The sequence below is a fragment of the Streptomyces sp. NPDC107562 genome (genome assembly GCF_055657325.1).
Genome location: NZ_JBVKBE010000020.1, coordinates 43,604 through 68,576 on the forward strand (window position 1 = coordinate 43,604; position 24,973 = coordinate 68,576).

At 71.6% G+C, this 24,973-nt stretch carries 23 protein-coding genes and 1 pseudogene; 9 read left to right on the top strand and 15 right to left on the bottom strand.

Features of this window, described 5'->3' with window-relative positions; genetic code table 11:
* Window positions 1-68: 68 nt before the first annotated feature.
* Window positions 69-356, bottom strand: coding sequence for a DUF1905 domain-containing protein (locus ACZ7LV_RS35695; RefSeq protein WP_471945511.1), 288 nt, complete (start codon window positions 354-356; stop codon window positions 69-71).
* Window positions 357-661: 305 nt separating this feature from the next.
* On the opposite strand from ACZ7LV_RS35695, the gene ACZ7LV_RS35700 reads away from it, so the two are divergent.
* Both ACZ7LV_RS35700 and ACZ7LV_RS35705 read left to right on the top strand, forming a co-directional pair.
* A complete protein-coding gene (locus tag ACZ7LV_RS35700) occupies window positions 662-1,072 on the top strand; it encodes a hypothetical protein (protein ID WP_471945512.1) in 411 nt (136 codons plus the stop codon).
* 143 nt (window positions 1,073-1,215) lie between these two features.
* Window positions 1,216-3,072, top strand: a pseudogene (locus ACZ7LV_RS35705) (glycoside hydrolase family 5 protein).
* Between the two features lie 94 nt (window positions 3,073-3,166).
* Here ACZ7LV_RS35705 and ACZ7LV_RS35710 read toward each other — a convergent pair.
* The 5 genes from ACZ7LV_RS35710 to ACZ7LV_RS35730 form a co-directional block, all read right to left on the bottom strand.
* Window positions 3,167-4,636: an aldehyde dehydrogenase family protein gene (locus tag ACZ7LV_RS35710; RefSeq protein WP_471945513.1), complete on the bottom strand. Its 1,470-nt coding sequence runs from the start codon at window positions 4,634-4,636 to the stop codon at window positions 3,167-3,169.
* Window positions 4,636-5,724 carry an AMP-binding protein gene (locus ACZ7LV_RS35715; protein WP_471945514.1) on the bottom strand — a complete coding sequence of 363 codons (1,089 nt, stop codon included), beginning with the start codon at window positions 5,722-5,724 and terminating at the stop codon, window positions 4,636-4,638. Before ACZ7LV_RS35715 ends, ACZ7LV_RS35710 begins: the two co-directional genes overlap by 1 nt.
* Window positions 5,725-5,800: 76 nt before the next feature.
* Entirely contained in the window at window positions 5,801-7,135 is a 1,335-nt protein-coding gene (locus tag ACZ7LV_RS35720) for an aminotransferase class III-fold pyridoxal phosphate-dependent enzyme (protein ID WP_471945515.1), read from the bottom strand.
* A 61-nt stretch (window positions 7,136-7,196) separates the two neighbouring features.
* Window positions 7,197-7,964: a helix-turn-helix domain-containing protein gene (locus ACZ7LV_RS35725; RefSeq protein ID WP_471945516.1), complete on the bottom strand. Its 768-nt coding sequence runs from the start codon at window positions 7,962-7,964 to the stop codon at window positions 7,197-7,199.
* 101 nt (window positions 7,965-8,065) lie between these two features.
* Entirely contained in the window at window positions 8,066-9,328 is a 1,263-nt protein-coding gene (locus ACZ7LV_RS35730) for a streptophobe family protein (protein ID WP_471945517.1), read from the bottom strand.
* Window positions 9,329-9,599: 271 nt separating this feature from the next.
* Between ACZ7LV_RS35730 and ACZ7LV_RS35735 the strand changes: the two genes are divergently transcribed.
* A complete protein-coding gene (locus tag ACZ7LV_RS35735; RefSeq protein ID WP_471945518.1) occupies window positions 9,600-10,058 on the top strand; it encodes an ATP-binding protein in 459 nt (152 codons plus the stop codon).
* 85 nt (window positions 10,059-10,143) lie between these two features.
* On the opposite strand, the gene ACZ7LV_RS35740 is transcribed toward ACZ7LV_RS35735, so the two are convergent.
* Complete coding sequence (locus ACZ7LV_RS35740) at window positions 10,144-11,031, bottom strand: RNA polymerase sigma factor SigF (RefSeq protein WP_471945519.1); 888 nt, start codon at window positions 11,029-11,031, stop codon at window positions 10,144-10,146.
* A 276-nt stretch (window positions 11,032-11,307) separates the two neighbouring features.
* Between ACZ7LV_RS35740 and ACZ7LV_RS35745 the strand changes: the two genes are divergently transcribed.
* A complete protein-coding gene (locus tag ACZ7LV_RS35745; RefSeq protein ID WP_471945520.1) occupies window positions 11,308-11,685 on the top strand; it encodes a helix-turn-helix domain-containing protein in 378 nt (125 codons plus the stop codon).
* A gap of 15 nt (window positions 11,686-11,700) precedes the next feature.
* Here ACZ7LV_RS35745 and ACZ7LV_RS35750 read toward each other — a convergent pair whose 3' ends face one another.
* From ACZ7LV_RS35750 to ACZ7LV_RS35760, 3 genes are all read right to left on the bottom strand, one after another.
* Window positions 11,701-12,303, bottom strand: coding sequence for a ClpP family protease (locus ACZ7LV_RS35750; protein ID WP_471945521.1), 603 nt, complete (start codon window positions 12,301-12,303; stop codon window positions 11,701-11,703).
* A gap of 2 nt (window positions 12,304-12,305) precedes the next feature.
* Window positions 12,306-12,947: an ATP-dependent Clp protease proteolytic subunit gene (locus ACZ7LV_RS35755; protein ID WP_471945522.1), complete on the bottom strand. Its 642-nt coding sequence runs from the start codon at window positions 12,945-12,947 to the stop codon at window positions 12,306-12,308.
* A gap of 196 nt (window positions 12,948-13,143) precedes the next feature.
* Window positions 13,144-14,358, bottom strand: coding sequence for an epoxide hydrolase family protein (locus ACZ7LV_RS35760; protein WP_471945523.1), 1,215 nt, complete (start codon window positions 14,356-14,358; stop codon window positions 13,144-13,146).
* A gap of 122 nt (window positions 14,359-14,480) precedes the next feature.
* Here ACZ7LV_RS35760 and ACZ7LV_RS35765 point away from each other — a divergent pair, with 122 nt between their 5' ends.
* Complete coding sequence (locus ACZ7LV_RS35765) at window positions 14,481-14,963, top strand: VOC family protein (protein ID WP_471945524.1); 483 nt, start codon at window positions 14,481-14,483, stop codon at window positions 14,961-14,963.
* Between the two features lie 64 nt (window positions 14,964-15,027).
* Here ACZ7LV_RS35765 and ACZ7LV_RS35770 read toward each other — a convergent pair whose 3' ends face one another.
* Together ACZ7LV_RS35770 and ACZ7LV_RS35775 are read right to left on the bottom strand one after the other, a co-directional pair.
* Window positions 15,028-15,918 (bottom strand): aminoglycoside phosphotransferase family protein, encoded by an 891-nt coding sequence (locus ACZ7LV_RS35770; protein ID WP_471945525.1) that lies wholly within the window; start codon window positions 15,916-15,918, stop codon window positions 15,028-15,030.
* A gap of 97 nt (window positions 15,919-16,015) precedes the next feature.
* A complete protein-coding gene (locus ACZ7LV_RS35775; RefSeq protein WP_471945526.1) occupies window positions 16,016-16,957 on the bottom strand; it encodes an SGNH/GDSL hydrolase family protein in 942 nt (313 codons plus the stop codon).
* A gap of 161 nt (window positions 16,958-17,118) precedes the next feature.
* On the opposite strand from ACZ7LV_RS35775, the gene ACZ7LV_RS35780 reads away from it, so the two are divergent.
* Complete coding sequence (locus tag ACZ7LV_RS35780) at window positions 17,119-18,318, top strand: esterase-like activity of phytase family protein (RefSeq protein WP_471945527.1); 1,200 nt, start codon at window positions 17,119-17,121, stop codon at window positions 18,316-18,318.
* A 42-nt stretch (window positions 18,319-18,360) separates the two neighbouring features.
* Here ACZ7LV_RS35780 and ACZ7LV_RS35785 read toward each other — a convergent pair whose 3' ends face one another.
* Window positions 18,361-19,365 carry a zinc-binding alcohol dehydrogenase family protein gene (locus ACZ7LV_RS35785; RefSeq protein ID WP_471945579.1) on the bottom strand — a complete coding sequence of 335 codons (1,005 nt, stop codon included), beginning with the start codon at window positions 19,363-19,365 and terminating at the stop codon, window positions 18,361-18,363.
* Between the two features lie 187 nt (window positions 19,366-19,552).
* Here ACZ7LV_RS35785 and ACZ7LV_RS35790 point away from each other — a divergent pair, with 187 nt between their 5' ends.
* Window positions 19,553-20,353, top strand: coding sequence for a VOC family protein (locus ACZ7LV_RS35790; RefSeq protein WP_471945528.1), 801 nt, complete (start codon window positions 19,553-19,555; stop codon window positions 20,351-20,353).
* 36 nt (window positions 20,354-20,389) lie between these two features.
* Window positions 20,390-21,091, top strand: a complete 702-nt coding sequence (locus tag ACZ7LV_RS35795) for a ribonuclease H family protein (protein ID WP_471945529.1) — start codon at window positions 20,390-20,392, stop codon at window positions 21,089-21,091.
* 66 nt (window positions 21,092-21,157) lie between these two features.
* Here the strand turns inward: ACZ7LV_RS35795 and ACZ7LV_RS35800 are convergent, their stop codons facing one another.
* Complete coding sequence (locus ACZ7LV_RS35800; RefSeq protein ID WP_471945530.1) at window positions 21,158-21,580, bottom strand: hypothetical protein; 423 nt, start codon at window positions 21,578-21,580, stop codon at window positions 21,158-21,160.
* 412 nt (window positions 21,581-21,992) lie between these two features.
* Complete coding sequence (locus tag ACZ7LV_RS35805; RefSeq protein ID WP_471945531.1) at window positions 21,993-22,709, bottom strand: CAP domain-containing protein; 717 nt, start codon at window positions 22,707-22,709, stop codon at window positions 21,993-21,995.
* 549 nt (window positions 22,710-23,258) lie between these two features.
* On the opposite strand from ACZ7LV_RS35805, the gene ACZ7LV_RS35810 reads away from it, so the two are divergent.
* Window positions 23,259-24,827, top strand: coding sequence for a M1 family metallopeptidase (locus ACZ7LV_RS35810; protein WP_471945532.1), 1,569 nt, complete (start codon window positions 23,259-23,261; stop codon window positions 24,825-24,827).
* Window positions 24,828-24,973: the final 146 nt, after the last annotated feature.

A 24,973-nucleotide genomic window follows, 5' to 3' on the forward strand; every position in this document is an offset into this window, starting at 1 on the left:
CCGTGCCCCGGAGGTGAGCCACCGCCTCCGGGGCACGGGTGTCTTCGTGCCGGGACGGCGTACGCGGCCTACCCGCCGAGCCGCTCCCGAAGACGCACCGTGACCGTGTCGCCCGCCTCCTTGCCGATCGCCCGGCGCACCTCGGCCTTGACGGGCAGCTTGTGGGTGCCGTCGCCCAGCGCCATGAAAGAGCTCTGGAAAGGGTGGCCGTCAATCGTGCCGCGGATCTTGACGAGTCCCCGGGTGCCGAAGAAAGCGACGGATTCGGGCCAGACGAGATACGTCCATCCGCCTTTGCTCGGACTCTTGTGCAGGACGGCGGTGAATTCCGCGTCGACGTTTCCGGCCGTTCCCATGACTGCCTCCACCGGTCGTGATCGCCAAATGCTTCACTCATCAGACCCCGTAAACAGGAAGAACTCATCGCGGAGGCTCTCGCTCCGCTACTGGCCAAGATCCGTACCGTCCGGCCTGCGCTCCTCACCCGTCGCGTTCCGGCCAATACGGGCGGTGAATATGCCAGGAGAGTGGCCGGAAAGGCATGGTGACAGTGATTCAATAGTGAAGATACTCGAAGGTACAGGGACTGTTTTCACCGCACAGGAGCCGCACCGAAAGCGGGGCATCACCGCTGGCAGGCAACGCGACGGGGGAGGCGAGCGTGCACGACGAATTCCTGTGCCATGTAACGGCGTACGGCACCTGCGGCGGCCGAAGAATCGGCGTACCGCTCGGCACCTACCGGGCACCCACTCTGGCACTCGCGCTGTGGTGGCTGCGCGATCGCGCCAACTGGATCGCCGAGCGGCTCGATCCCCAGCCCGGTGACGCGCCGTATCCGCCGAACGCGCTGATCCCGGTCGGCTCCGGCGTGGCCGACGTGCCGTCGGTGCTGCGCGCCTGGTGCGCCGACGCGGGTCAGCAGGAGCTGATCGCCGACCAGTTGGCGGCCGGGCGGCTGGTCAGGATCGCCACCTGTGACGACACCACGGAGTACGAGTTGCTCGCCGAGTCCGTCGACGCCCTGCGGATGCAGCGCACGATTCCGGCCCTCGTCGTTCCCGTCGCCTGACACGTGCCATCGGGGCCCGCGGCCCTGCGGGGGCTGGACCGCCGACGCACCGTCCACGATGATGACGCTGCCATGACAAAACTGTTCGGAGGGTGACCGTGCGCGCAGCCGTCGTCAGGGCCACACTGGCCGCCGTAGCCCTTCTGCTGCCCCTGGTACAGGGCCCCGCTGCCACCGCCGCGCCCGCGACCGTCCCTCGGCCCGAGGCCGCCGCCGACTGGACGGCTCCCCTGAGCACGCGCGGACGCTGGATCGTCGACGCGGACGGCGACCGCTTCAAACTGCGCTCCGACAACTGGCACGGCGCCAGCGGCACGTGGAACGGCTCGGGCGACACGGCCGACGACGCCAACCACCACGCCGGCGAGAACTCCGGGCGGATCCCGCTCGGCCTCGACCGTGCGCCCCTGGCCGAGATCATCGCCGGGTTCCAGTAGATCGGTCTGAACAGCGTCCGGCTGCCCTTCTCCAACGAGATGATCCACGACACCGTGCCCGTGACGGACGACGCCGTGGCCGCCAATCCCGCCCTCCGCGGCAGGACACCGCTCCAGGTCTACGACACCGTGGTCCGCGAACTGACCGCCTCCGGCCTCGCCGTCATCCTCAACAACCACACCAACACGACCCGCTGGTGCTGCGGAGTCGACGGCAACGAACGCTGGAACGCCTCGCGGTCCACCGCGGCCTGGGAGGACGACTGGCTGTTCATGGCCCGCCGCTACCAGGACAACAAGCGTGTCGTCGGCGTCGACCTCTACAACGAGGTGCGCCGCGACGTCTGGGACGACCCCAACTGGGGCCTGGGCGACCACCACGACTGGTTCGCGGCCTCGCAGCGCGTCGCCGACCGCATCCTGACGGAGGCCGCCCCGGACCTCCTGATCATCGTCGAGGGCATCAACTGGACCGGCATCCCCATCGACGGCTTCGCCCACGAACGCCCCACCCTCGAGCCCGCGCGGCGGCTCTCGCACACCCTCGTCGACTCCGGAAAGCTCGTCTACTCGGCCCACTTCTACGACTACACCGGCCCCCACCACAGCGGGGCGACCGGTACGGGCGAGACCACCGACCCCCGCTACCGCGACCTGAGCCCGAGCGAGCTGATCTCCGTCCTGAACCGCCAGGCGTTCTACGTCGCCGGCGAGCCGGACCAGCACTTCACCGCCCCCGTCTGGATCAGCGAGTTCGGCGTCGGCGGTCGCGAGGAGACCGGGACCCGGCAGCGCGCCTGGTTCGAGAACTTCGTCGACCACCTCGTGCGCACCGACGCCGACTTCGCGTACTGGCCGCTCGTCGGCTGGCACGAGAACCGCCGCGGCAACGGCTGGGCGCTGCTCCACTGGGACGCGGCCGGACACCGGATGGGCCTCTACGACGGCGACGACTGGCGGGCCGCCGCCTGGGCCCGGCTGATCGGGGCGCAGGGCCGGACCGGGCACGTGGCACCGGTCGCGGACTGGTCCATGCTCAGCCCCGACCACGGCGACTTCATCGCCTCCCGTCGGATGCGCGCCCTGCCCGACTTCGACCCGGGTGCCCGCAAGGCCGTCTGCCCGGACGGCCAGCGTCTGATCGGCCTCGCCCACACCGGCAACCGGGGCCTGTGCACCGACGCCGGCCTCACCTGGCGGCCGGGCGCCCACGAAGTGGTCGTCGACGAACGGCACGTCCGCCCCGGCCAGGACTGGGCGTCCGGCTACACCAAGCTCCAGTGCCCCGAGGGTTCCCTGCTCACCGGCTACAGCGTCCGCGGCTCCGCCGTCTCCGCCGCCCTGTGCGCGCGGGCCCCGGCGGGCGAGCCCGGCACGGTCGGCCGCACCGTCTGGTTCGACCGCGGCGACCACCGAGGACCGGCTCCCAAGGGCGGTGACTTCGCCGTCGGCCGCTACAAGGGGCAGTGCGCGGACGACGAGTACGCGGCCGGGATCGCCTACACGGGCCGCCTGGGCTCGGCACGGACCCCGGACGCCCTGTACTGCCGCCTGCTTTCGTGACGTGTCGACCCGGCGCCTCGTGGTCCCGGTCATCCCGCTGCGCGACCACCGGCAACGATGGAGTCGACATGGGACATGGGACATGGGACGGGGGTCACTCGTGCGCGTGCGTCGTGATCGAGCGGCGACTTCGACCCTGCGACGGTCCTTCGGCGGGCCCGGCCCGGTGCGGCGCCCGCTCCTGGCCGCGGGCCTCCCGTACGACAGCTTTGGTGCGCATGAGGAAGTCGGACAGGTAACCGTCGTGCGGCACGCCAGGGGCGTACCAGTGGGTGGGCCGTCGGCCCAGGTACACGTTGGCCACCGTCGGCTCCGTCACCAGGTCCTCGACCAGCCGCTCGTCCCGGGTGGCCACGTTCAGTACCAAGGTGTTCCGCAGCGGCGACGTGCCTGCCTCGTACGACCAGGGCGCCACCCACACGCACGGGAAGGGCAGCTCGACGCCGACCTGCTCGGCGTCGGGTCGGTCCACCTGGTGCACCGCCGGGCGCAACACCGCACCGCCTGACGGGAGTTCGTCGACGACACCGTCCCCGCCGAGCCACGGCCGGGTCCCGGCCGCCTTGCTCAGCAGGAGCTCCTCCACCGCGCGCGCGGACCGGACCGGTCGCACCGGAAGCAGTGCCCGCTCGTCCTGGGGCGGCAGGCTGGGGATGGCCGAGAGCCGCTCGGACAAGGCCCGCGCCAGTGGTGCCGGGTCCCCCTCGATCAGGACCGCGGTGGTGTTGGTGCACGCTGTCCCACCCTGACCGACCACCGAGTCGACGATCGTGTCCAGATGCTCGTGCCAGTCGACGTCGGCCGTGATCAGGATTTTCGAGCGTCCCGGCCCCTGGGGCAGAACGTGAGGGTCGTTCCGGTACTTGTCGACCACGTCCTGGCCGCCGTAGACCATGCCCAGGTCCGCCGCACGCAGGATCTCGTCGGCCGTCTCATGGTCGGTGGGCAGCAGGACCACCTGGTCGTCTCCGAACCCCGACGCGCGCAGCGCGCCGACCAGCCGGTGGGGAGTGAACGGTTCGCGCCCGGAAGGGCGCAGCGCCACCCTGTAGCCGAGCGCCAACGCCTCCATCCACAGGGCGTGAGTGGCGGGATGGTTGCCCGCGGCGTGCACGGCGAGGACGTTGCCGCGGCGGGTCCATGCCGCGGTCGTGTCGCGGCGTGCCCGATCGGACCAGTCGCCGACAGCGCCGACCGGCCGCCCCTGCAGAACGGAGTGACGGGCCAGCCGGGCCGCCTCGGCGATCATCTCGGTGCTGGCGCGCACTGCCGAGATGCCCATGCCGGAGACCCTGCTCACGATGTCCTGGTACTGGGCGAGGCTGTGCCCGTCGATCCTGGCAGTGGTGAACGTCGTGGCGGTACGGGCCAGCGCGGCGATCCGTTCGTCCGCGGGGAGGGAACGGGCCCTTCGCAGAGCGGACATCGTGCGGGCCACGAAGAGCCGGGGCACCAGGGTGAGTTCGGCGACCTCGCTGCCGGACACGTCGTGGACCCTCTGCCGGGTACGCGTGCGGTACAGGCCGTCGGCGCCGAGTGCGTCGAGGGGGATGAGCTCGTTCATCAGTACACCCCCTCGACCACGATCTCGCCGCCGAAGGCCGCCAGCGGTGCGACGTCCGCGACCGAGTCCCCGATCTGCCCGCGGAGTCCTTCGACCCTGACCGCGGTGTCCCGTTCCAGGTTGTTGGGCAGCAGCATGTACGGGCTGACATGGTGCGTGACCACCTGCCCGCGCTCGCCGTGGCGGACCGGCCGGCCGGTTGCGGGATCCACCACCAGGAACGAGGTGTACGGCGACGGGGGGTCGAAGACGCACGGCGCGTTGTCGGGCAGGCCGGCCCGCTCGGGGGAGGCGCCGAGGACCATGGTGCTGCCGTAGGCGCCCATCAGCGCGGTTTCGGGCAGCACATAGGTGCGCAGCAGGTCGCGGGTGTCGGTGTCCATGTGCGCCCCGGTCCACAGGACACTCCTTATCTTGCGCCGTACGAGTTTCAGCACCGCGTCGTCGAGCACCAGCCGCTCCAGCACGCGTGGGGTGGTCACCAGCACTTCGACGTGCTGTGTCTCCAGGACGTGAACGGCCTGTTCCACGAGGTGGTCGAGATAGGCCGTGGTCTCCGTGACGGCGCCGCGGACGATGAGCTTCTTCACCCAGCGCGGATCCATGTCGACGCAGAGGGGGATTGCGCCGTGTCGGAAGGCCAGCCGCCGGAAGAACTCCCCGACCACGTGCGGGCCGGTGGGCACGACGAGCAGCCAGTTGCCGTTCCGCGGAAAACGCCACGCTTCCACGGCCTCGGCGAGCCGCTCGAGGGCGTATTCGAACCATCCGTGGTGGAAGAGCACCCGCTTCGGGGCGCCCGTCGTGCCGCCGCTCTCGTAGACCCCGGCGACGTTCGGACCCAGTCCCCGAGGAATCAGGTCCTCGACGCGGACGTCGCGCAGTTCGTCGACAAGCTGCGGAAAGAGCGCGAGATCCTCGAACTCCCGCACGTCCGTCAGCGGGTCGAAAGGCAGCTCGGTGGCCCGCCGCAGCCAGAAGGGCGATCCGGTGTCGGGAGAGAAGTGCCAGCGCATCGCGGCGCGGACGAATTCACCGGGATCAGGCCGTGCGTCGGGCCGCAGTTCAGTGATGCAGTAGTCGGACATGGCGCCTCATCGGGGATGCAGGTGACGAATGGGGGTGTGGTGTCGCCGCCGTGGACGAGAAGCGGGCACGGACGCCTCATCGAGGTGCGAAGCGCGTCTCCATGAGCACCGATCGGTACGACTTCTCGAAGAGGTCGAGCATCAGCTGGATCTCTGCGGCGGTGCTGACCAGTGGGGGTGCGAAGACGATGCTGTCGCCGGTGGCACGTACCAGGAGGCCGTTGTCGGCTGCCCTGGCCATGACGGCCGGTGCCCAGCCGGCGGCCGGCCGTCCGGCGGCGTCCGGGGCGAAAGTGACCGCGGCGAGGAACCCGTGTCCCCTGACGTCACTCACCGCGTCGCCGCGGAGCCTCTCGAGGCCCTTCAGGAGCAGGGGCGCGGTGTCGCGCACATGGCCGGGAAGGTCCTCGTCCACGAGGACGGCGAGGGCCTCGCGTGCGACCGCCGACGCCAGCGGATGCCCCGAGTAGGTGAAGCCGTGACCGAAGGCGCCGATGGTCGCCGAGCCTTCGGCGATGGTGTCCGCGACCCGCCGTCCCACCATGACCGCGGAGATCGGCGCGTACGCGGAGGAGAGGCCCTTGGCAAGGGTGATCAGGTCAGGGCTCAGGCCGAATTCCGTAGTGGCGAACATGGCTCCTGTGCGGCCGAACGCGGTCACGACCTCGTCGGCGACGAAGAGGATGTCGTGTCGAGCGAGCACCTCCTGCACGCGGGGGTAGTAGCTCGGAGGCGGGATGATCACCCCACCCGCGCCGAGGATCGGCTCTGCGATGAACGCGGCTATCGTGCTCGCTCCTTCGGCTTCGATGAGCTGCTCGAGGCCGCTCACGAGCCGCGCGACGAACTGTTCCTCCGTCAGTCCCTCGGCCTGGGGGCCGTTCGGGTCGGGGCAGGCGACCTTCAGGAACGAGGGCAGGGGGAGGCCGAAACCCTTGTGGACGTGGTCGAGCCCGGTGGCCGAACCGGCGGCCACCGTGGTCCCGTGGTAGCCCCGTTCCTGCGAGAGGATCTTGGTGCGGCGCCGACGGCCCAGGCATCGGTGGTAGTACCAGGCCAGCTTGATGGCGGAATCGGTCGCCTCGGAACCGGAATTGGCGAAGAAGGTACGCCCCATGGGTATCGGCGACAGCCGAGCGAGATCCTCGGCGAGGGCGAGGGTGACGTCGTTGGTGCGGTGGGCGTAGGACGCGAAGAAGGGGAGCTTGGCCATCTGCCGCGCAGCGGCCTGCACCAACCGGGGCTGGCTGTAACCGAGATTGGTGCACAGCATTCCGGAGGTGCCGTCGAGGTACGAGCGTCCCTCGCTGTCCCAGACCCTCACCCCTTCACCTCGGACGATGACATGAGGTGCCGTATGCAGGGACGGCGACGTGTGCGGCTCCAGCAGCGTGGGGTGATGAGGTGTCATGACGTCACTCCTGGGTGAAGAGGGTTCGTTCACCCCAGAGAAACCCGCAGGAATTTGCGGCTCAACCGTTGTTCCGGTCAGCGGAACGGCTCGGCTCGCCCTCCAGACGTCGCATGTCGGAGAGGATCAGGGACACCGTCCTGTCCAGTGGACGTTTCAGGGACTCGACCTCGACGTTCTTCGGGCGGGCGAGAGCGAGGACGGCGGTGCCGCCGGACGGGAGAAGCACGGGTGCCGCGATGCAGTTGCACTGGTGGTACACCTGCTGGTATTCGGCGGCGAGTTGCCCGGCGTCCAGCGCGAGCCAGATCGCGGAGGCCGGATGGACCGAGGCGAGGCGTTGTGCTGCGGCCGGCATGAAGTCAGTGATCTGAGAACCGTATGAGCAACACGCGGTCTCCAGGAAATCGTTGGAGACGACGTGCAGAAACAGGCTCGCTCCCGTGGCCCGCGCGATGGCGTGCAGTCGCGGACGTGCGACGACCGACAGGGCCGTGAGCCGGTGGCCTGACTGCATCAGATGCGTGAAGCCTGGTTCCAGCGCCCACTTGTGATCGCGACGGGCGACGATGCCTTCCTGGGCCATCTGCTCCAAGAGCCGGTGCGCTGTCGTCTTCGGGATGCCCACCACCGACGCGAGACCGGTGACACCGACGGGACGGGGTGCCTGGCTGAGGGCGCGCACCAGCGCGAACGTGTTGTGCACCACCCCGGCCGGCTGGGTCTCGTCTCCCTGCGAGGGGTTGATCGTCATATCTCGCTTCTCCAGCGCTGCGGAGATACCTGCGGATGGCCGCCGAGCTCCTGGGCCCTGGGCAAACACGTTCATCGATAATGCGACCAATACGTACAAAGCTAGCAAAATGGGTGGTCGATCACTGACGAAGTGGCTGTTGCCGGGCCCGGATGAGGAGGGTGGTCGGGATCGGGCTAGGGCGTCGGACCCCGGCGTCGGGTCGCTCTGGCCAGCAGTGCGCCGAGGGCGCCTGTCACCAGACCCCACAGCACGGCGAGCCCCAGCGCGCCCCAGACGCGTGGTCGCAGGAACACCTCTCCGGCGAGGTCGCCGCCGAGGTCGCCGATGCCGAGGACGGACAGGCCGTAGGACGCGGAGACGCGCCCGACCAGGCAGATCATGAGCACGGTGAGCGCCAGCGCGACGGCCATCCGTACGGCGTGCTGCCAGAGCGGCACCCCGGCGGGTGAGCGAGCCGCCGCCACGAACGCCGCCGCCAGCACCAGCACCGCCGCCGCGACCACCAGCCACCACACCCGCCCGTCGTGCTTGGACAGGGTGCCGATGTTCAGGGCCTGGACGTCCTCGGAGCGCAGCACCTGATCGAGCACGTGCGGCATCGGCAGGCTGAACGGTCCCTCCACGCGACCGTCCCAGGTGGCACCCAGACCCAGGGTGAGCCCGAGCCACGCGAGATTCGGCAGCCCCAGCAGCAGCGTCGCGAAGGTCTCGGCGGGGTGCCCCCGCGTCCCCGCGGTGACCAGGCCGACGACCAGGCCCAGCAAAACGTGGACAAGGAGCAGGGCGACCATCGCGTACGCGACCGGACGCGCCGGCTCGCGCAGCCGCAGCAGCCAGCCCGACAGCGGGGTGCCACGGGAGACCAGCAGGGCCAGGACCAGCACCCCCGCGAGCCACAGCAGGCCGAAGAACAGGGACAGCGGTACGTCCGTCGCGAAGCCGACCTGCGGAGTGAGGCCGAACAGATCACCGATGTCGGCGATCGCGCCCTCGCCGAGGGAGATCCGGAAGGTCTGCCGGGCCCCGAGGGCGAGACCGAGCAGAGCGAGCAGCCACAGCAGCGCGACCTTCGCCGCCCAGGAGCCCAGCTCCCGGTCGCCCGCCGGTGCCCGGTCACGCAGGGGCAGCAGGAAGCCGGCGGCGATCACCAGGGCGCCGGCCAGCGTCACGGACAGGGGAATCACGGTCAGCCCCGCCGTCGTCTCGGCGAGGCCCCCGGCGTCGCCGGAGAACTCGACGACGCCCCCCACCGAGGTGACGAGGGTCGCCGCGACCACCCGGGGAAACGCCCCGTCCGGCAGGTCCGCCGCCCCCGCCGCCCACAGCCCCAGCGTGGCGGTGACCCCCATGGCGACCAGCCCGGCCAGCACCACGGCCACGGCCGGCACCCAGCCAGGACGGGCCCGTGCCTGATCGGAGGGGGTTCGGGCGCTCACACCGTCACGCTAGACAGCGCGTGCGCCGGGCGCGCGCCGGGAGGTCCGTCCGCGTTCGCTAGAGAATCGCCCTGGAGTGCCGGAATTGTGACCATATTCTTCGGCGGCAGGGGCAGGGGAGCGTTCGTCCTCGGCGTACACGCGCCCCCAAATCGCCCGCAAACGCTCCGGCGGTGTGACGTCTCCGGCACTATGGACTGCGGCGCCCGGGTCGGGGTACGAGGACTGGTGCAGCAGCGTCCGGCATGGCCGGCTTCGAAGAGAGACACGCATGATCGAGCACGGGGACGGGGCCGTCGTACCGACTGGTTTCGACGTGCCCGTGGAGCCACTACGGCGGGCGGCGCACTACACGGGCGAGCCGGGATGCATCGCCGAGGCGCGGTCCCTGGCCGCCCATTTCCTCGGTCAGCTCAGGACCGAATGGTGCGCCGAGATCGACGACCGCGTCGAGGGCGCGGTGCTCCTGGTGGTGAGCGAACTGGTCACCAACGCGGACCGGCACAGCAACGGGCCGTACATCCTGGAGCTGGAGGGTACGGACAGCGCCCTGGCGGTGTCCGTGTACGACAGCAGCGCCGCCCTGCCCAGGCGGTTCCCGCGCGACCCGGCCCGCGTCGGCCGGCACGGTCTGGAGATCGTGCACGCGCTGGCGGCCGAGGTGACCGTCGAGCGGGTTCCGGTGGGCAAGCGGGTGCGCGCGCTGGTGCCCCTGGCCGACACGGCGTGAGTCCCTGACGCGTGGCCAGGGACTCACCTCCGGGTCCGTTTCCCGACGTGGGTCGAGGGCGGCTTCACCGCCGGGGACTACCGCGTCACGCGCAGCCCAGCTCGCCGAGCATGCCCTGGCGCAGCCGCACGATGATCCGCTTGAGCAGGCGCGACACATGCATCTGGGAGCAGCCGAGCCGCTCGCCGATCTCGGCCTGCGTGGCCTCCTCGACGAACCGCATGTGCAGGATCTGCCGGTCACGTTCGTCGAGTTCGGCCATGAGCGGCGCGAGTGACTGGAAGTCCTCGACGAGTCGCAGGCCGTGCTCCTCGACACCGATGAAGTCGGCGAGGACGGACTCGCCGTTCTCGGGGCCGTCGCCGGTGAGGGCGGCGTCCAGGGAGGCCGAGTTGTAGCCGTTGGCGGCGATCTGGGCTTCGATGACCTCGTTCTCGGAGAGGTTCATCAGCGTGGCGAGCTCCGCCACCGTGGGGTCCCGGTCCAGGCGGCTGGCCAGCTCCTCGCGGGCCTTGGCCAGCTCGACGCGGAGCTCCTGGAGGCGGCGGGGCACGTGCACGGCCCAGGTGGTGTCGCGGAAGAACCGCTTGATCTCACCGACGATGTACGGCAGCGCGAACGAAGTGAACTCGACCTCGCGGGAGAGCTCGAACCGGTCGATGGCCTTGATCAGGCCGATCATCCCCGTCTGGACGATGTCCTCCATGTCGTCGCCGCGGTTGCGGAACCGCCCGGCGGCGAACCGCACCAACGACATGTTCATCTCGATGAGGGTGTTGCGCGCGTACTGGTAGTCGTGCGTGCCTTCCTCGAGCTCGTTCAGGCGCGCGAAGAACTGGCGGGACAGCTCCCGCGCGTCGCGTGGAGCCACGGTGCGGGGGTCCACGACTTCCGGCGTTGACCCCTCACCCGTCCTGGCCACGGAGCTGTCCTCGACGGCCCGTGCCTGCGACCCGGTCACGGCGGTGTCCATTACCTCTCCCACGAAAGTCATGGTGCGACGTCTGCCGCTTCGGCTTCTGTTGTCCTCGGTGGTACCTGTTGTCATGCCCGGTGGGTATCCGGGACCCGACGACGTATTCGTGCGTGTACCCGGGCTTTCCGTTTGCATGCCCCCTGATTCGGGTGACCCGAACCTGGCCAACTCCGCCCGCCAGGCCCCGTGTTCCCGATCCGTACCGTTTCGTCCGATTCCACGGAGAGCGGAACGCCGTGGGCTTCCCCTCACGGGCCGTGTACCTAGGCTGAGATGGTGAGCAACCGAGCGCCCAAGAGGCAGACGACACAGGACGAGGCCCACGTCATCCCGCTGCGCCCGCAACCGACGGGCAAGGAGCCGCTCTGGCGCGACCTCGTCGGTGACGTGCTGCGGCGCGAGCGCCTCGCCCAGGAGCGGACGTTGAAGGACGTCGCAGACGCCGCACGGATCTCGATGCCCTATCTGTCGGAGGTGGAGCGCGGCCGCAAGGAGGCCTCGTCGGAGGTGCTCGCGGCCGCGGCCCGCGCCCTCGGGCTCGGCCTGGGTGATCTGCTGGCGCGGGTGCACAGTGACCTCACCCGGCGCACGCCCAGCCGCGGCCGTGCCACCTCCACCGCCCCCCGCAACAGCCTCTGCCTGGCCGCCTGATACCGCCCCGGCGCCTCAGACCCGCACGAGGCGCCGGCTCAGCACCTCGTCGGCGAGCCCGTACGCCACCGCCTCCGGCGCGGTGAACACCTTGTCGCGGTCCATGTCGGCGCGCAGGGTCGCGAGGTCGTGGTGGGTGTGCCGGGCGAGCACCTCCTCGACCTGCGCGCGGATGCGCACCATCTCCTTGGCCCGCAGGGCGAGATCCGACACCGTGCCCTGCTGCCCGCCGCTGGCCGGCTGCCCGAGCAGCACGCGCGCGTGCTCCAGCACGAACCGCCGCCCCGGGTCCCCGCCGGCCAGCAGCACGGCCGCCGTGGAGGCCGCCTGCCCGACGCAGAACGTCGAGATCGGCGCCTGCACGAACGTCATGGTGTCGTAGATCGCCATCAGCGAGGTGAACGATCCGCCGGGGGAGTTGATGTAGAGCGCGATCTCGTTCTCCGGCGCCGCCGACTCCAGGTGCAGCAGCTGCGCGATGACGACGTTGGCGACGCCGTCGTCGATCTCGGTGCCGAGGAAGATGATCCGCTCCGACAGCAGCCGGCTGAACACGTCGTAGGACCGCTCGCCCCGCGGGGTGCGCTCGACCACGTTCGGAATCGTGTACGTCCCCATGACTACAGCCCCGTCCGTCGCCGTGCGTCGGCCGGGCGGATGTCGGCGAACGACTCCACGACCCGGTCCACGAGGCCGTACTCCCGTGCCTGCTCGGCCGTGAACCAGCGGTCCCGGTCGCCGTCGCGCGAGATGGTCTCGGGGCTCTGCCCGGTGTGCTCGGCGGTGATCCGTTCGATGGTCCGCTTGGTGAACTCCAGGTTGTCCGCCTGGATCTCGATGTCGGCGGTGGTGCCGCCGATCCCCGCCGACGGCTGGTGCATCATGATGCGCGCGTTCGGGAGCGCGAACCGCTTGCCCGGCGTGCCGACGCCGAGCAGGAACTGCCCCATGCTGGCGGCGAACCCCATCGCCAGCGTCGAGACGTCGTTGGGGATCATCCGCATGGTGTCGTAGATGGCGAGTCCGGCGTGCACCGAGCCGCCGGGACTGTTGACGAACAGGCTGATGTCGGTGCGCGGGTCCTCGGCCGACAGGATGAGCAGCTGGGTGCAGACCCGGTTGGCCGAGACCTCGTCGACCTGGGTGCCCAGCAGCACGATCCGCTGGCCCAGGAGCTGGGCGGCGAGGTGGTCGTCGAACCGGGTGGGCTGCGTCCCGTCCTCCTCGGCGCGGGGCAGTGACGGGGCGGTACGTGGAGACATGCGCGCTCCTCGGGTCGTGGGAGTGGAAGCGGGTGGTGCGTTCTCCACTCTCGGCCCGCGGCCCCGCCCGTGGTGGTCCGCTCTGCCCGCGGCAGATCGGCCCACGGCAGAGGCGCACGCACCGGGCACGGGCGCGGAGCGCCTTCGAGCGCGCGCGGCCCCCGCCGCGGCCCCGTCGCGGCGGCGCCGCCCCGGCTCAGCCGCCCTGCTTGTCCCGCAGCTGCCGGAAGCACGCCCGGACGTCGTCCACCAACAGGTCCGGCTGCTCCATCGCCGCGAAGTGCCCACCTCGGTCGAACGTCGTCCAGCGCACGACGTTCTCGGTGCGGGCGGCCCGGTGGCGCAGCGGGATCTGGATCTCGGCCGGGAACACGGCGACGGCGGTCGGCGCGGTGGACGGCTGCCGTGGCTCGGCCCTGCGCGCACCCTCGGCCGCGTGGGCCCGCTCGTAGTAGATGCGGGCCGACGAACCGGCCGTCCCGGTCAGCCAGTACAGCATCACGTCGGTGAGCAGCCTGTCCCGGTCGACGGCCTCCTCGGGCAGCTCCCGGGAGTCCGTCCACTCCCGGAACTTCTCCACGATCCAGGCGAGCTGACCGACGGGCGAATCGCTCAACGCGTACGACAGGGTCTGCGGCCGGGTGGACTGCAACGCGGCGTACCCCGTGCCCTCCCGCGACCACACGCTCCAGCGGCGCCACGAGGCGAGCGTCTGCTCGCGCTCCTCGGCGCTCAGCCCGGCCAGCTCCTCACCCGTCGGCTCGGTCGCCGCCGAGGCGCCCGGCAGCAGGTTGAGGTGGACTCCGAGCACCCGCCCGGGATGGGCACGGCCCAGTTCGCGGGAGATCGCCGCGCCCCAGTCACCGCCCTGTGCCCCGAACCGCTCGTAGCCGAGCCGGCTCATCAGTTCGGCCCATGCGTCGGCGACCCGGCCCGCCTCCCAGCCGGTGTCCCGCGTCGGCCCGGACAGCCCGAAGCCGGGGATGCTCGGGAGCACGACGTGGAAGGCGTCGGCGGGATCCCCGCCGTGCGCGGCCGGGTCGGTCAACGGCCCCACCACGTCCGAGAACTCCACGATGGAGCCGGGCCAGCCGTGCGTCACGATCAGCGGCGTGGCGTCCGGCTCCGGGGAGCGGACGTGCGCGAAGTGGACGTTCGCGCCGTCGATCGTGGTGGTGAACTGCGGCCACTCGTTGAGTCGTGCCTCCGCCGCACGCCAGTCGTAGGTGTGCCGCCAGTACCCGGCGAGCTCGCGCAGGTAGTCCCCGGGCACGCCGTACGCCCAGCCGACGCCGGGCAGCTCCTCGGGCCACCGGGTGCGGTCGAGGCGGTCGTGCAGGTCGTCGAGCTCACGCTGCGGGATGTCGAGGCGGAAGGGCCGGATGCCGTCGGCGGGCGAGGACGTGGTCATGGTCGCGATGCTAGGCCTGCCGTCCGGATCAGGCTCCCGCAAGCAGCCCGGACGCGACCGATGAGTTTCGCGGTCCCCGCCGGTCGATAGAGCTGACCGCGTTCCCCGCACAGGAGGTGCCCATGGCCACCGACGGATTCACCACATGTCTCTGGTTCGAGGACCAGGCCGAGGAGGCCGCCCACTTCTACGTCTCGGTCTTCAAGAACTCCAGCATCGGCTCCCTCGCCCGCTACGGCGAGGGAGCCTTCCAGCCCGCCGGCTCGGTGATGACCGTGGAGTTCACGGCGAACGGCCAGAAGTTCGTCGCGCTCAACGGCGGCCCGCAGTTCACGTTCAGCGAGGCGGTCTCCTTCCAGATCCTCTGCGCGGACCAGGCGGAGGTCGACCACTACTGGGCCAAGCTCACCGAGAACGGCGGCGAGCCCGGCCCCTGCGGCTGGCTGAAGGACAGGTACGGCCTGTCCTGGCAGGTGATCCCGGAGGGACTGACGGAGCTGATCACCGACGCGGACCCGCAGAAGGCCGCCCGTGCCACCCAGGCCATGATGGCGATGGGCAAGCTCGACATCGCCGCCCTGCGCAAGGCCCACGCGGGCGAGTGATCGCGGTGTCGGGGCAGGCGCCCTCGCCGGCAGCGCGGCGGGGGCCCCGCGCGAGGGCGCTCTCTCACACCGCCTCGGCCAGGACCTCCTTGATCACATGCCGTGAGCTCGCGGCGAGCGGCGGATTGGTCTCCCAGTAGTACGGCAGCTGGATCAGCGAGATCGACAACGCCCAGCCCCGCCCGCGCGCCCACTCGGCGTCGTCCGCGCCCACCAGGGCGCGGAAGGTCTCCCGCGCCCTCGGGGGCAACAGGTTCCACGCCACGATCAGATCGACGGCGGGGTCCCCCACCCCGGCGAGTCCGAAGTCGATCACACCGCTGAGCCGTCCTTCGCGGACCAGCACGTTCCCGGGGGAGAGGTCACCGTGCGCCCACACGGGCGGGCCGGTGTACTCCGGCGCCCGCAGGGCCTCCTCCCACAGCGTGGTCATCGCGTCCGTGTCCACCCGGCCCGCCAGCTGTCCGACGGCCGCCCGCGTCGGCTCGTCCCGGGCGGCCAGCGGCACGCCCCGGCGGTTCGGCGGCCCGTCCCCGGCGTCGACCCGGCGCAGCGCGGTGACGAACTCCGCCAGGTCCGCGGCGAGCAGGTCCGGCTCGTCGAGCGCCCCGGCGACGGGATTGCGCCCCTCCAGCCAGCGGTACACCGACCAGGGGAACGGGAACCCGGCACCCGGCTCGCCCCGCCCGGCCGGCCGAGGGGTGTCCACCGGAACGTGCGGTCCCAGTGCGGGCAGCCAGGTCAGCTCGTGCCGGACGTCCCCCACGGTCCCGGGCCGGCGGGGCAGTCGTACGACCAGCTCGTCGCCCAGCCGGAACATCGCGTTGTCGGTTCCGGACGACTCCAGCCGGCGCAGCGGCAGCTCCGCCCAGCGCGGGAACTGGCCGGCGATCAGCCGCCGGACCAGGGGCACGTCCAGGTCGACCTCGTCCGCATGCATTCTCACGGCACACATGGCGGCCATCCCACCGGAGCGGGCCGGGCCGTGTCGACGGGTTTTGCGGGCCGGCGACCGTCGGACGACGAGGGGCGGCGGGGCCCAGGGCGGGACGTCAGCGCGAGCGGGCCGCTTCCCCGACCACCCGCGTGATCTCCCGGGCGATCCGCGCGACGCCCGGGGACCGCACCGGACAAGGCTTCGGGGTGGACGTCGTGGGGGCCAGACAGAAGTGCAGGTGGTCGTCGTCGCGGTGGAGCGCGGTGCGGTCGCTGCCGGGCTGGGTGCAGTAGTCGGGACGGGCACGTTCGTAGGGGGTGCAGGGCAGGTACTGCGTCCAGGAGTAGCGGGCCCCGGCGGCGCTCACCGCCCGGCCCGCGTCGGCGACCAGGTCGCCGGTGGCGGCGGCCCGTTCCTGGTACACGGCATTCACGCGCCGGACCCGGTCCGGAGTGATCGGGTCCGGGCCCTGCAGCACCCAGACGACGCGTGGCCGGCGGTCGCGGCCGGCCGCGTCGATCTGCTCGGCCAGCCGCCGCGCGTCGGCGGCGTACCGCTCCAGATAGCGGCCGCGGGAGGCGTCGTACGTGATGCCGTCCATGCATGGCGTGTAGCCCCAGGAGTTGCCCCAGAACTGCAGCACCACGAAGTCGGGCCGCACGGCGCGCACCAAGGCCGCCGCCTTGTCCGCGTCCGGCACCAGGGACCGCTCGCCGGTGCCCTCCAGGTAGTCGCACAGCGTGGTGCCGGAGTAGGGGGCGCTGGTGTAGTGCGCCCGCAGGTCCCGGCGGAGTTCCTGGCCGAGCACCCGCTGGTTCTCGGTCGCCAGCGAGTCCCCGAGATACAGCACGGTCGGCGCCTTGGCGGGGGCGCGCGGCGCGCTGTGCCGGGTGGCGCCCGGCGTCCCGGGCGCCGAGGGCCCCGGTGGCGAGGCCTGCGACTGTCCGGGCGCCGAGGGCGCGGGCCGCGCCGCCTGCGGTCCGGACGCCGGATCGCCACAGGCGCCGAGCAGCACGGCACCTGCCAGCAGCACCCCCGTCACCCACCGTCCGCCCATCCGGCACCCCCGCCCCGCCGCCGACAAGGCCACCCAGGCAAGCACAGCCCGGCGGCAGGGGGAAGGCACGCGCCGGACAGCGGAACCGCGACCGCACACGTGTCCGGATTCGTCTCTCCGTGTTGGCGCACCGGTCATTCGGTGTCCCTACGGTGCCCGCCATGAGAAGACCTTCGATCTTGCTCAGCGCCGCCCTTCTGACCGCGGCGCTTGCCTCCCCTGCGGTGGCCGGGAACGGCCCCGCGCACGCCGACTTCGGGCGTGCCACCCTCACCGGGTTCGCCTCGCTGCCCGCCGAGACCTTCGTCCCGGGCAGCGAGCCGTCCGGCGCGCTCATCGGTGCGGGCCCCATCAACGGCGTCGCGGCGCCGTTCGCCCACCAGCCGGTCCAGGGTTTCAGCGGTGTCGTCGACCGGCACGACGGCACCTTCGACGTCCTGTCCGACAACGGCTACGGCAACAAGGCCAACAGCGCCGACTACCTGCTGCGCGTCCACCGCATCAAGCCGGACGTGCGGACCGGGAAGGTGCGGGTGCTGGGCGGCTTCGACCTGAGCGACCCGTACCGCAAGGTGCCGTTCGGGCTCACCCGTGCCGACCGGAAGCTGACCGGCGCCGACTTCGACGTCGAGTCGATCGTGCGGGTCGCCGACGGCACCTACTGGATGGGCGACGAGTTCGGCCCGTTCCTGCTGCACTTCGACGCCAAGGGCCGGCTCCTCCAGGCACCCGTCGCGCTGGACGGCGTACAGGCCCCGGAGAACCCCTACCTCGGCGGCGCGCAGCCGACCGTCGGCAGCAGCAAGGGCTTCGAGGGCCTGGTCCGCTCCGTCGACGGCCGGCGTCTCTACCCGCTGCTGGAAGGGACCGTCACCGGCGACACGCCCGGCGACCTGCGGTTCAGCGAGTTCGACCTGCGCGAGCGCGCCTACACCGGCAAGCGGTTCGTCTACCGTCTGGAGTCGACCGCGAACGCGATCGGCGACGCCGTCGCCGTGGACCGGCACCGTTTCCTGGTCATCGAGCGCGACGGCGGCCAGGGCGACGACGCGAAGTTCAAGCGGATCTACCTCGCCGACACCCGGGACCGCGACCACGACGGCGTGATGGACAAGACGCTCGTCGCCGACCTGCTGGACATCGCCAACCCGAAGGGGCTCGGCGGCTTCGGCGAGACGTTCCGCTTCCCGTTCACCACGATCGAGGACGTCGTCCTGCTCGACGACCGCACGCTGGCCGTCCTGAACGACAACAACTTCCCGTTCTCGACCGGCCGCACGCCGGGCAAGGCCGACGACAACGAGTTCATCACCATCCGGCTGACGGACCGCCTGCACGCCGACCGGCGCGCGTTCCGCTGACCCACCCGCGCCCGGCCAGGACCGGCCGCCCCGTGCGGCCGGTCACCCGTCCTCCACCAGCACCGCCGCCCCGTCGAAACGGCCCGCCTTCAGATCGGCCAGCGCCTGGTCGGCCCGCGCCATGGGGTAGGCGTGCGTGGTCGCCCGCACGCCGTGCCGCACCGCCAGCGCCAGGAACTCGCGTGCGTCCTCGCGCGTGTTGGAGGTGACGCTGCGCAGTTCCTTCTCGTAGAACAGCTCGCTCTCGTAGCGCAGCGGCGGGATGTCCGACAGATGGATCCCGGCGACGGACAGCACCCCGCCCCGGTCCAGCGCCCGCAGCGCGACCGGGACCAGATTGCCGACCGGGGCGAACAGGATCGCGCCGTCCAGCGGCTCCGGCGGGGCCTCGCGCACGTCCCGCGCCGACGCCGCCCCCAGCTCCAGCGCCAGCCGCCGCGCCGCCGCACCCCGGGTGAGGACATGCACCCGGGCGCCCTGCGCGATCGCGATCTGCGCGCACAGATGGGCGCTGCCGCCGAAGCCGTACAGACCGAGCCGGCCGCCCGGCGGCAGCGACACCCGCCGCAGGGCACGGTGGCCGATGATGCCGGCGCAGAGCAGCGGCGCCGCCGCCACGTCGTCCAGGCCGGGCGGCAGCCGGTGCGCGAACGCCGCCGGTACGGTCGTGTACCCGGCGTATCCGCCGTCCGCGTCCCAGCCCGTGTACCGCGAGGCCGGGCACAGGTTCTCGGCGCCGCGCGCGCAGTAGGCGCAGGTGCCGTCGGTGCGGCGCAGCCAGGCCACGCCCACCCGGTCCCCGGCCGCGAAGCCGCGCACCGCGGCACCGGCGCCGGCCACCACCCCGGCCACCTCGTGGCCCGGCACGACCCCGGGCCGGTGCACGGGCAGGTCTCCCTCGGCGACGTGCAGGTCGGTGCGGCACACCCCGCAGGCCCGCACCCGCACGAGCAACTCGTCCTCCGCGGGGACCGGCACCGGCCGGTCGAGGCGCCGCAGTCCGCCCGTTCCCACCGGCCCCGCAGTCACCACGGACCACGCCCGCATCGTCGTGTCCACCACCGTCATGGCGCGCCCCGCCTTCCGCAACGTCCCCGCGTCCCCGGCCCGAGGCCCCGTGCACCGGGAGCCCCCTCCAGTCTGGGACGGAAGCCCACGTTCGGCGCGCAGGCGAACTTTCCGATGACTAGCGTGAGGAATCGGACAACCCCATCGAACCGGAAGGGCCGCAGCCATGGCCGGAAAACCCGAGGGAACCCCCATCTGGGCCGACGCGATGTTCAGCGACGTCGAGGGGGCGAAGACCTTCTACGCCGACGTCCTCGGCTGGACCTTCGGCGAGGAGTCGTCGGAGTTCGGCAACTACACGCAGGCCTACTCCGGCGGGAAGGCGGTCGCCGCCGTCGTGCCCCCGATGCCCGGCCAGGAGGGCCAGTCGCAGTGGTGCCTGTACTTCGCCTCGCCCGACGCGGCCGCGACGGCCGGGCGCATCCGGGAGAACGGCGGTCAGGTGCTGATGGATCCGATGGGGGTCGGCGACTTCGGCAGCATGTGCCTGGCCCGTGACCCGAGCGGTGTCGTCTTCGGTGTGTGGCAACCGGGCACGCACGAGGGGTTCGAGGCGCCGATGGACCAGCCGGGCGCGTACTGCTGGGCGGAGGTGTTCACCCGGGAGCCCGAGAAGTCGGACACCTTCTTCTGCGCCGTCTTCCCGTACACGGCACAGCAGCTGGAGGACGACGGCGTCGACTTCCGGATTTTCAACCTGGAGGGCGGGCCCGTCCTCGGCCGGATGAGGATGACCGAGGAGTTCCCGCCCGAGGTGCCGCACTACATCAACGTCTACTTCGCCGTCGCCGACTGCGACGACGCCGTCGCCCGGGCCGCCCAGCTCGGCGGAGTGCTGCGGTACGGGCCGACGGACAGTCCGTTCGGCCGGTTCGCCGCCCTCAGCGATCCGCAGGGCGCGAACTTCTCGGTGATCGACACCAAGACGACCGTGGGGGAGATGCCGGACCTGAGCGACCCGTCCTGAGCGACTCCCCGATCAAGGGCCCCGCCCGCTCGTGGCATGATCGGACGCATGCGTGAACGAGTGGTGGCCGCGTGCGACGGGGCTTCCAAGGGAAACCCCGGACCGGCGGGCTGGGCCTGGGTCGTGGCCGACGAGAGCGAGTCCCCCACGCGCTGGGAGGCGGGACCCCTGGGCAGGGCCACGAACAACGTCGCCGAACTGACCGCGCTGGAGCGCCTGCTGACGGCGACGGACCCGGGCGTACCGCTGGAGATCCGGATGGACTCCCAGTACGCCATGAAGGCCGTCACCACCTGGCTGCCCGGCTGGAAGCGCAACGGCTGGAAGACCTCCGCCGGCAAGCCGGTCGCCAACCAGGACCTCGTGATGCGCATCGACGCACTCCTCGAAGGCCGTGCCGTCGAGTTCCGCTACGTCCCGGCGCACCAGGTCGACGGCGACCCGCTGAACGACTTCGCCGACCGGGCCGCGAGCCAGGCCGCGTCCGCGCAGGAGGCCGCGGGCAGCGAGCTCGGCTCACCGGAGCCGCCGGCCTCGCCGGACACCCCGCCGACCGGCGCGCGCCGCCGGCCGGCGGCGGCCAAGGCGGGCCGGAAGGGCGGCGGTTCCGCCCGCACGATCAAGGCGAAGTTCCCCGGCCGCTGCGTCTGCGGACGCCCCTACGCGGCCGGCGAGCAGATCGCCAAGAACGCCCAGGGCTGGGGCCACCCGGAGTGCCGGACGGCGGACTCGGCGTGACACCGCGGTGACGCCGCGATGCGCGACCCCCGAAGGGAGCCGCGCATCGCCTGGACAGTACGACTGTCAGTGGCCGCCTCCGCCGCCACCGCCGCCGCCGTGGCCACCGCCACCGCCGCCGCCGTGACCGCCGCCGCCACCGTGACCGCCGCCGCCATGACCGCCGCCGCCGTGACCGCCGCCACCGTAGCCACCGCCGTCGCCGTGACCGCCGCCGCCGTAGCCACCGCCATTGCCGTAGCCGTCGCCGTCGCCGTTGCCCCAGCCGCCGTTGCCCCAGTCGTCGTCGTTGTCGTAGCCGCGGTATCCGCCGCCCCACCCGTCATCGTCGTCGTCGTCCCACGAGTCGTTGCCGTAGGAGTTGCTGTACGTGTGCCCGGTCGGGACAGCGGCCGAAGCCGTGCCCGCTGCGCCGATCGCTGCGCCGCCCGCCATCAGAACGGTGGTGGCAGACGCCGCGATGAGACGCCTCGCGCGAAGTGATCGCATGGTTGTACCTTTCCTTCCATCGTCTCGCGCAGTACCCAGCACGAGATGGATGGCCGCACCCAGCAGTGAAGCGAGCGGCACGGTCATGTGCGTTGCCGCAAGAATGGAGAAGCACCTCTCGGCCGCCGGCGCCGCTGTCAGCTTCCGCACTGTGTCAGGCGGGTGGCGCTACGGTCGCGGTCCTCATTGTGCAGGAACCTAGCCGACCGGGGTGTGCCCCGGTTTGCGGCTTTCATGAGAGACGTTAGTCCCGCGCGCCTACCGCGGCATCTTGAAACGGGCTATTTTTTGAAATCGTTCAAATAGGGCGCATAGCCGTGCAAGTACCCGTATGGGACTGCAGGGATGGGCTTGTTCCGGACACGGCGACGCCGCCCCGGGAACAGTCCCGGGGCGGCATCCGGCGGGTGCGTCAGCGGGCGGTGCCGAAGTCCTGCGTCCAGTAGTTGCCGGGCTGCGCGAGCCCGACCCCTATCTCCTTGAAGGCGCAGTTCAGAATGTTCTTCTTGTGCCCGGGGCTGGACATCCAGCCGTCCATGACCTGCTCGGGGGAGCTGTAGCCGTAGGCAACGTTCTCGCCGTACGTCCGCCAGTCGTACCCGGCCGCGGTGATGCGCCGGCCCGGGTCCGAGCCGTCCGAGCCGGTGTGCGACATGTTCCGGTGACTCGCCATGTCGGCGCTGTGGTCCTGTGCCGCGTCGGTGAGCTTGGCGTTCAGCTTCACCGCGGAGCAACCGGCCTTGCCGCGCTCGCTGTTCACCAGGGTCACGATGCGCTTCACGGCGCTGGACGCCGTGGCCGGTGCGCCGGAGTCGCCGGACGGTGTGGCGGCGGGGGTGCCACCCTCGGGCGCCGTCGTGCCCGGCGTCGTGGTGCCCGGCGTCGTGGTGCCCTGGGGTGCGCTGCTGCCGCGCCAGGGCGAGGCGCCGCCTTGGGAGGCGCTCCCTCCCTGCCAATGGGCCGCGTTCCTCCAGTGCTGCCACTGCCCGTCGGGGCGGGGGGTCTCCCCGGCCTGGGCGCTGCCGTCGTTCAGGCAGGCCATGGCGGCGGACGGCACTGCCAGTGCGGTGAGGGCGACGGCGGCGACGGCTATGTGCCGATGGCGCGTCTTCCTGCGGTGCTTCCTCATGGGACCTCGCTCGGTCGTCGTCGCTGGTCGCCTCCGCGGCAGGCACGGCGTGGGCGCTGTGTCTGACCTGCGGTGACGCCTTGTCGGGCCGTCATTGTTAAAAGGGGCGTGAGGAGGGGGCAACGAGCATGACTACTACCCGGCCTCGTAGGCGCCGAAGGCCCTTGAACACGGCGCGCGGGTGTGCACACCCGGCTCAGGGCGCGGACGGCCGTCCCTGACGCGCCGTCAAGGCCGTGCGTGCGCCGGGCAGGTGGTGCGAAAGGGGCGAGTCGGTCCCGTCCGACGCTCTCGCGGGTGCTGTATGTCTGTTTCCGGCTGGCAAGTCCGCGTATATCGCCCGAGGGTCATGTACTACCGCGCCACGTGGATACGGCACGGCCACGTGAGGGATGTCACTGTGTGCCGCTGCAACCATTTCCGAGGAGCCTTGTAGCCCGCACGGATGGAAGGCGCGCGCATATCAACAGATTTGCTGACATCTTGCTGGCATAGTGCGCCCATGACGATCACGACTGCCGGTTGGCGCGACGTCCGACGGTTGCACCCGTGAAGGGGCCGTTCGCGCACCCTCGGGCGGAACCGGCCGGGAGGCGCCGGCGCCGCGGGGCGCTCGCCCTCGCGGTCACCGGAGCCGTCGGCATCACCGCCGTCGCCGCCCTCACGGGCACCTTCCCCTTCGGTGATCAGTCACCCACAGGCCGGCGCGACACCCCGGCGGCCGGTCCGGCCGGCGCCTCGTCGGGCCCCGCCCCCGCTCCCGGGGCGCCGGGAGCGGGCGATCCGCTGCTGCCGCTCGACGGCAACGGCGGCTACACGGTGCGCCGCTACACACTCGACCTCGACTGGCGCGCTCCGCGCACCCCCTTCGCCGCCGGGACCACCATCAGCGCCACCGCCACCCAGGCACTGTCCCGCTTCAACCTCGACTTCGCGGGCAACACACTGCACACGGTCACCGTCGACGGCGTGGCGGCCGGAACCGAACGCGACGGCGACGAACTCGTCGTGACCCCGGCGAAGCCGATCCCGAAGGGAGCCGCCTTCACCGTGCGGGTCGGCTACACCGCCGATCCCACCCAGCAACGGGAGCGCGGCGACGCCATCCAGACGTACGGCTGGGTGCCCACGCCGGACGGCACCGTGGTCTGCGCGCAGCCCAACGGCGCCAAGATGATCTTCCCGGTGAACGACCACCCCAGCCTGCGGGCCCCGGTCACCTTCCGCATCACCACCCCGCCGGGCCTCAGCGCCGTGGCCAACGGCCGGCTCGTCGAGCGCGTCCGGCGTCCGGACGGCCGGACCCGGTGGACGTACGACTCCGAGCATCCGCTCGCGGCCCAGCTGATCCAGCTGGCGATCGGGAAGTTCTCCTTCGTCGACCGCACCGGCCCGCGGGGGCTGCCCGTGCGGGACGTGGTCCCCGAGGGCCTGGTGACCGACACCGAGGAACATCGCGCACTGACGTCCGACCATCTGACCTGGCTGGAGGAGCGCCTCGGCCGCTACCCCTTCCGTCGCTACGGCGTCCTGGTGGGCGACACCGATCTGCCGGTGGCGCTGGAGACGCAGTCGCTGTCCGTGGTGCCCAAGGCCGCCCTGCTGGGCGACCGGATCGACGCCGAACGCGATCTCGTGCACGAGCTGGCCCACCAGTGGACCGGCAACAGCGTCGCCATCCGGCGCTGGTCCGACCTGTGGCTGAGCGAAGGGCACGCCCGCTTCTACGAGCGGCTCTACTCCGACGCGCACGGCGGCGTCGCCCTCGAGGACGCGATGCGGGCGGCGTACGCACAGCACGACCAGTGGCGGCACGACGACGGGGCCCCCGCCGAACCCACCGAAGAGACCCTGTTCAAGGTGATGCGCTACGACGGCTCGGCACTGGTGCTCCACGCCCTGCGGGAGAAGGTCGGCGAGGAGACCTTCGACAGGATCGAGCGGGCCTGGGTGACGAAGTACCGCGGCCGGGTCGCCGGCACCCGCGACTTCGTCGCGCTCGCGTCCGAGGTGGCCGGCGAGGATCTGACGGCGTTTCTGACGTCCTGGCTCTACGGGGACCGCACCCCGCCGATGCCGGGGCACCCCGACTGGGAGGTGGACCCGGTCCAGGACTGAGCGGGGTGCGTGGGCGCCGGGCGGTACCCGTCGGTAGGGGGAGCCCGGGGCTTCCGCCGCCCGGACGGGCGGACTGCCGCTGACCGGGTGGCCTGTGACGGGCGGCTGGTCCAGCTCGGTGACCCTTGGCGCGACGTGGCGCTCCG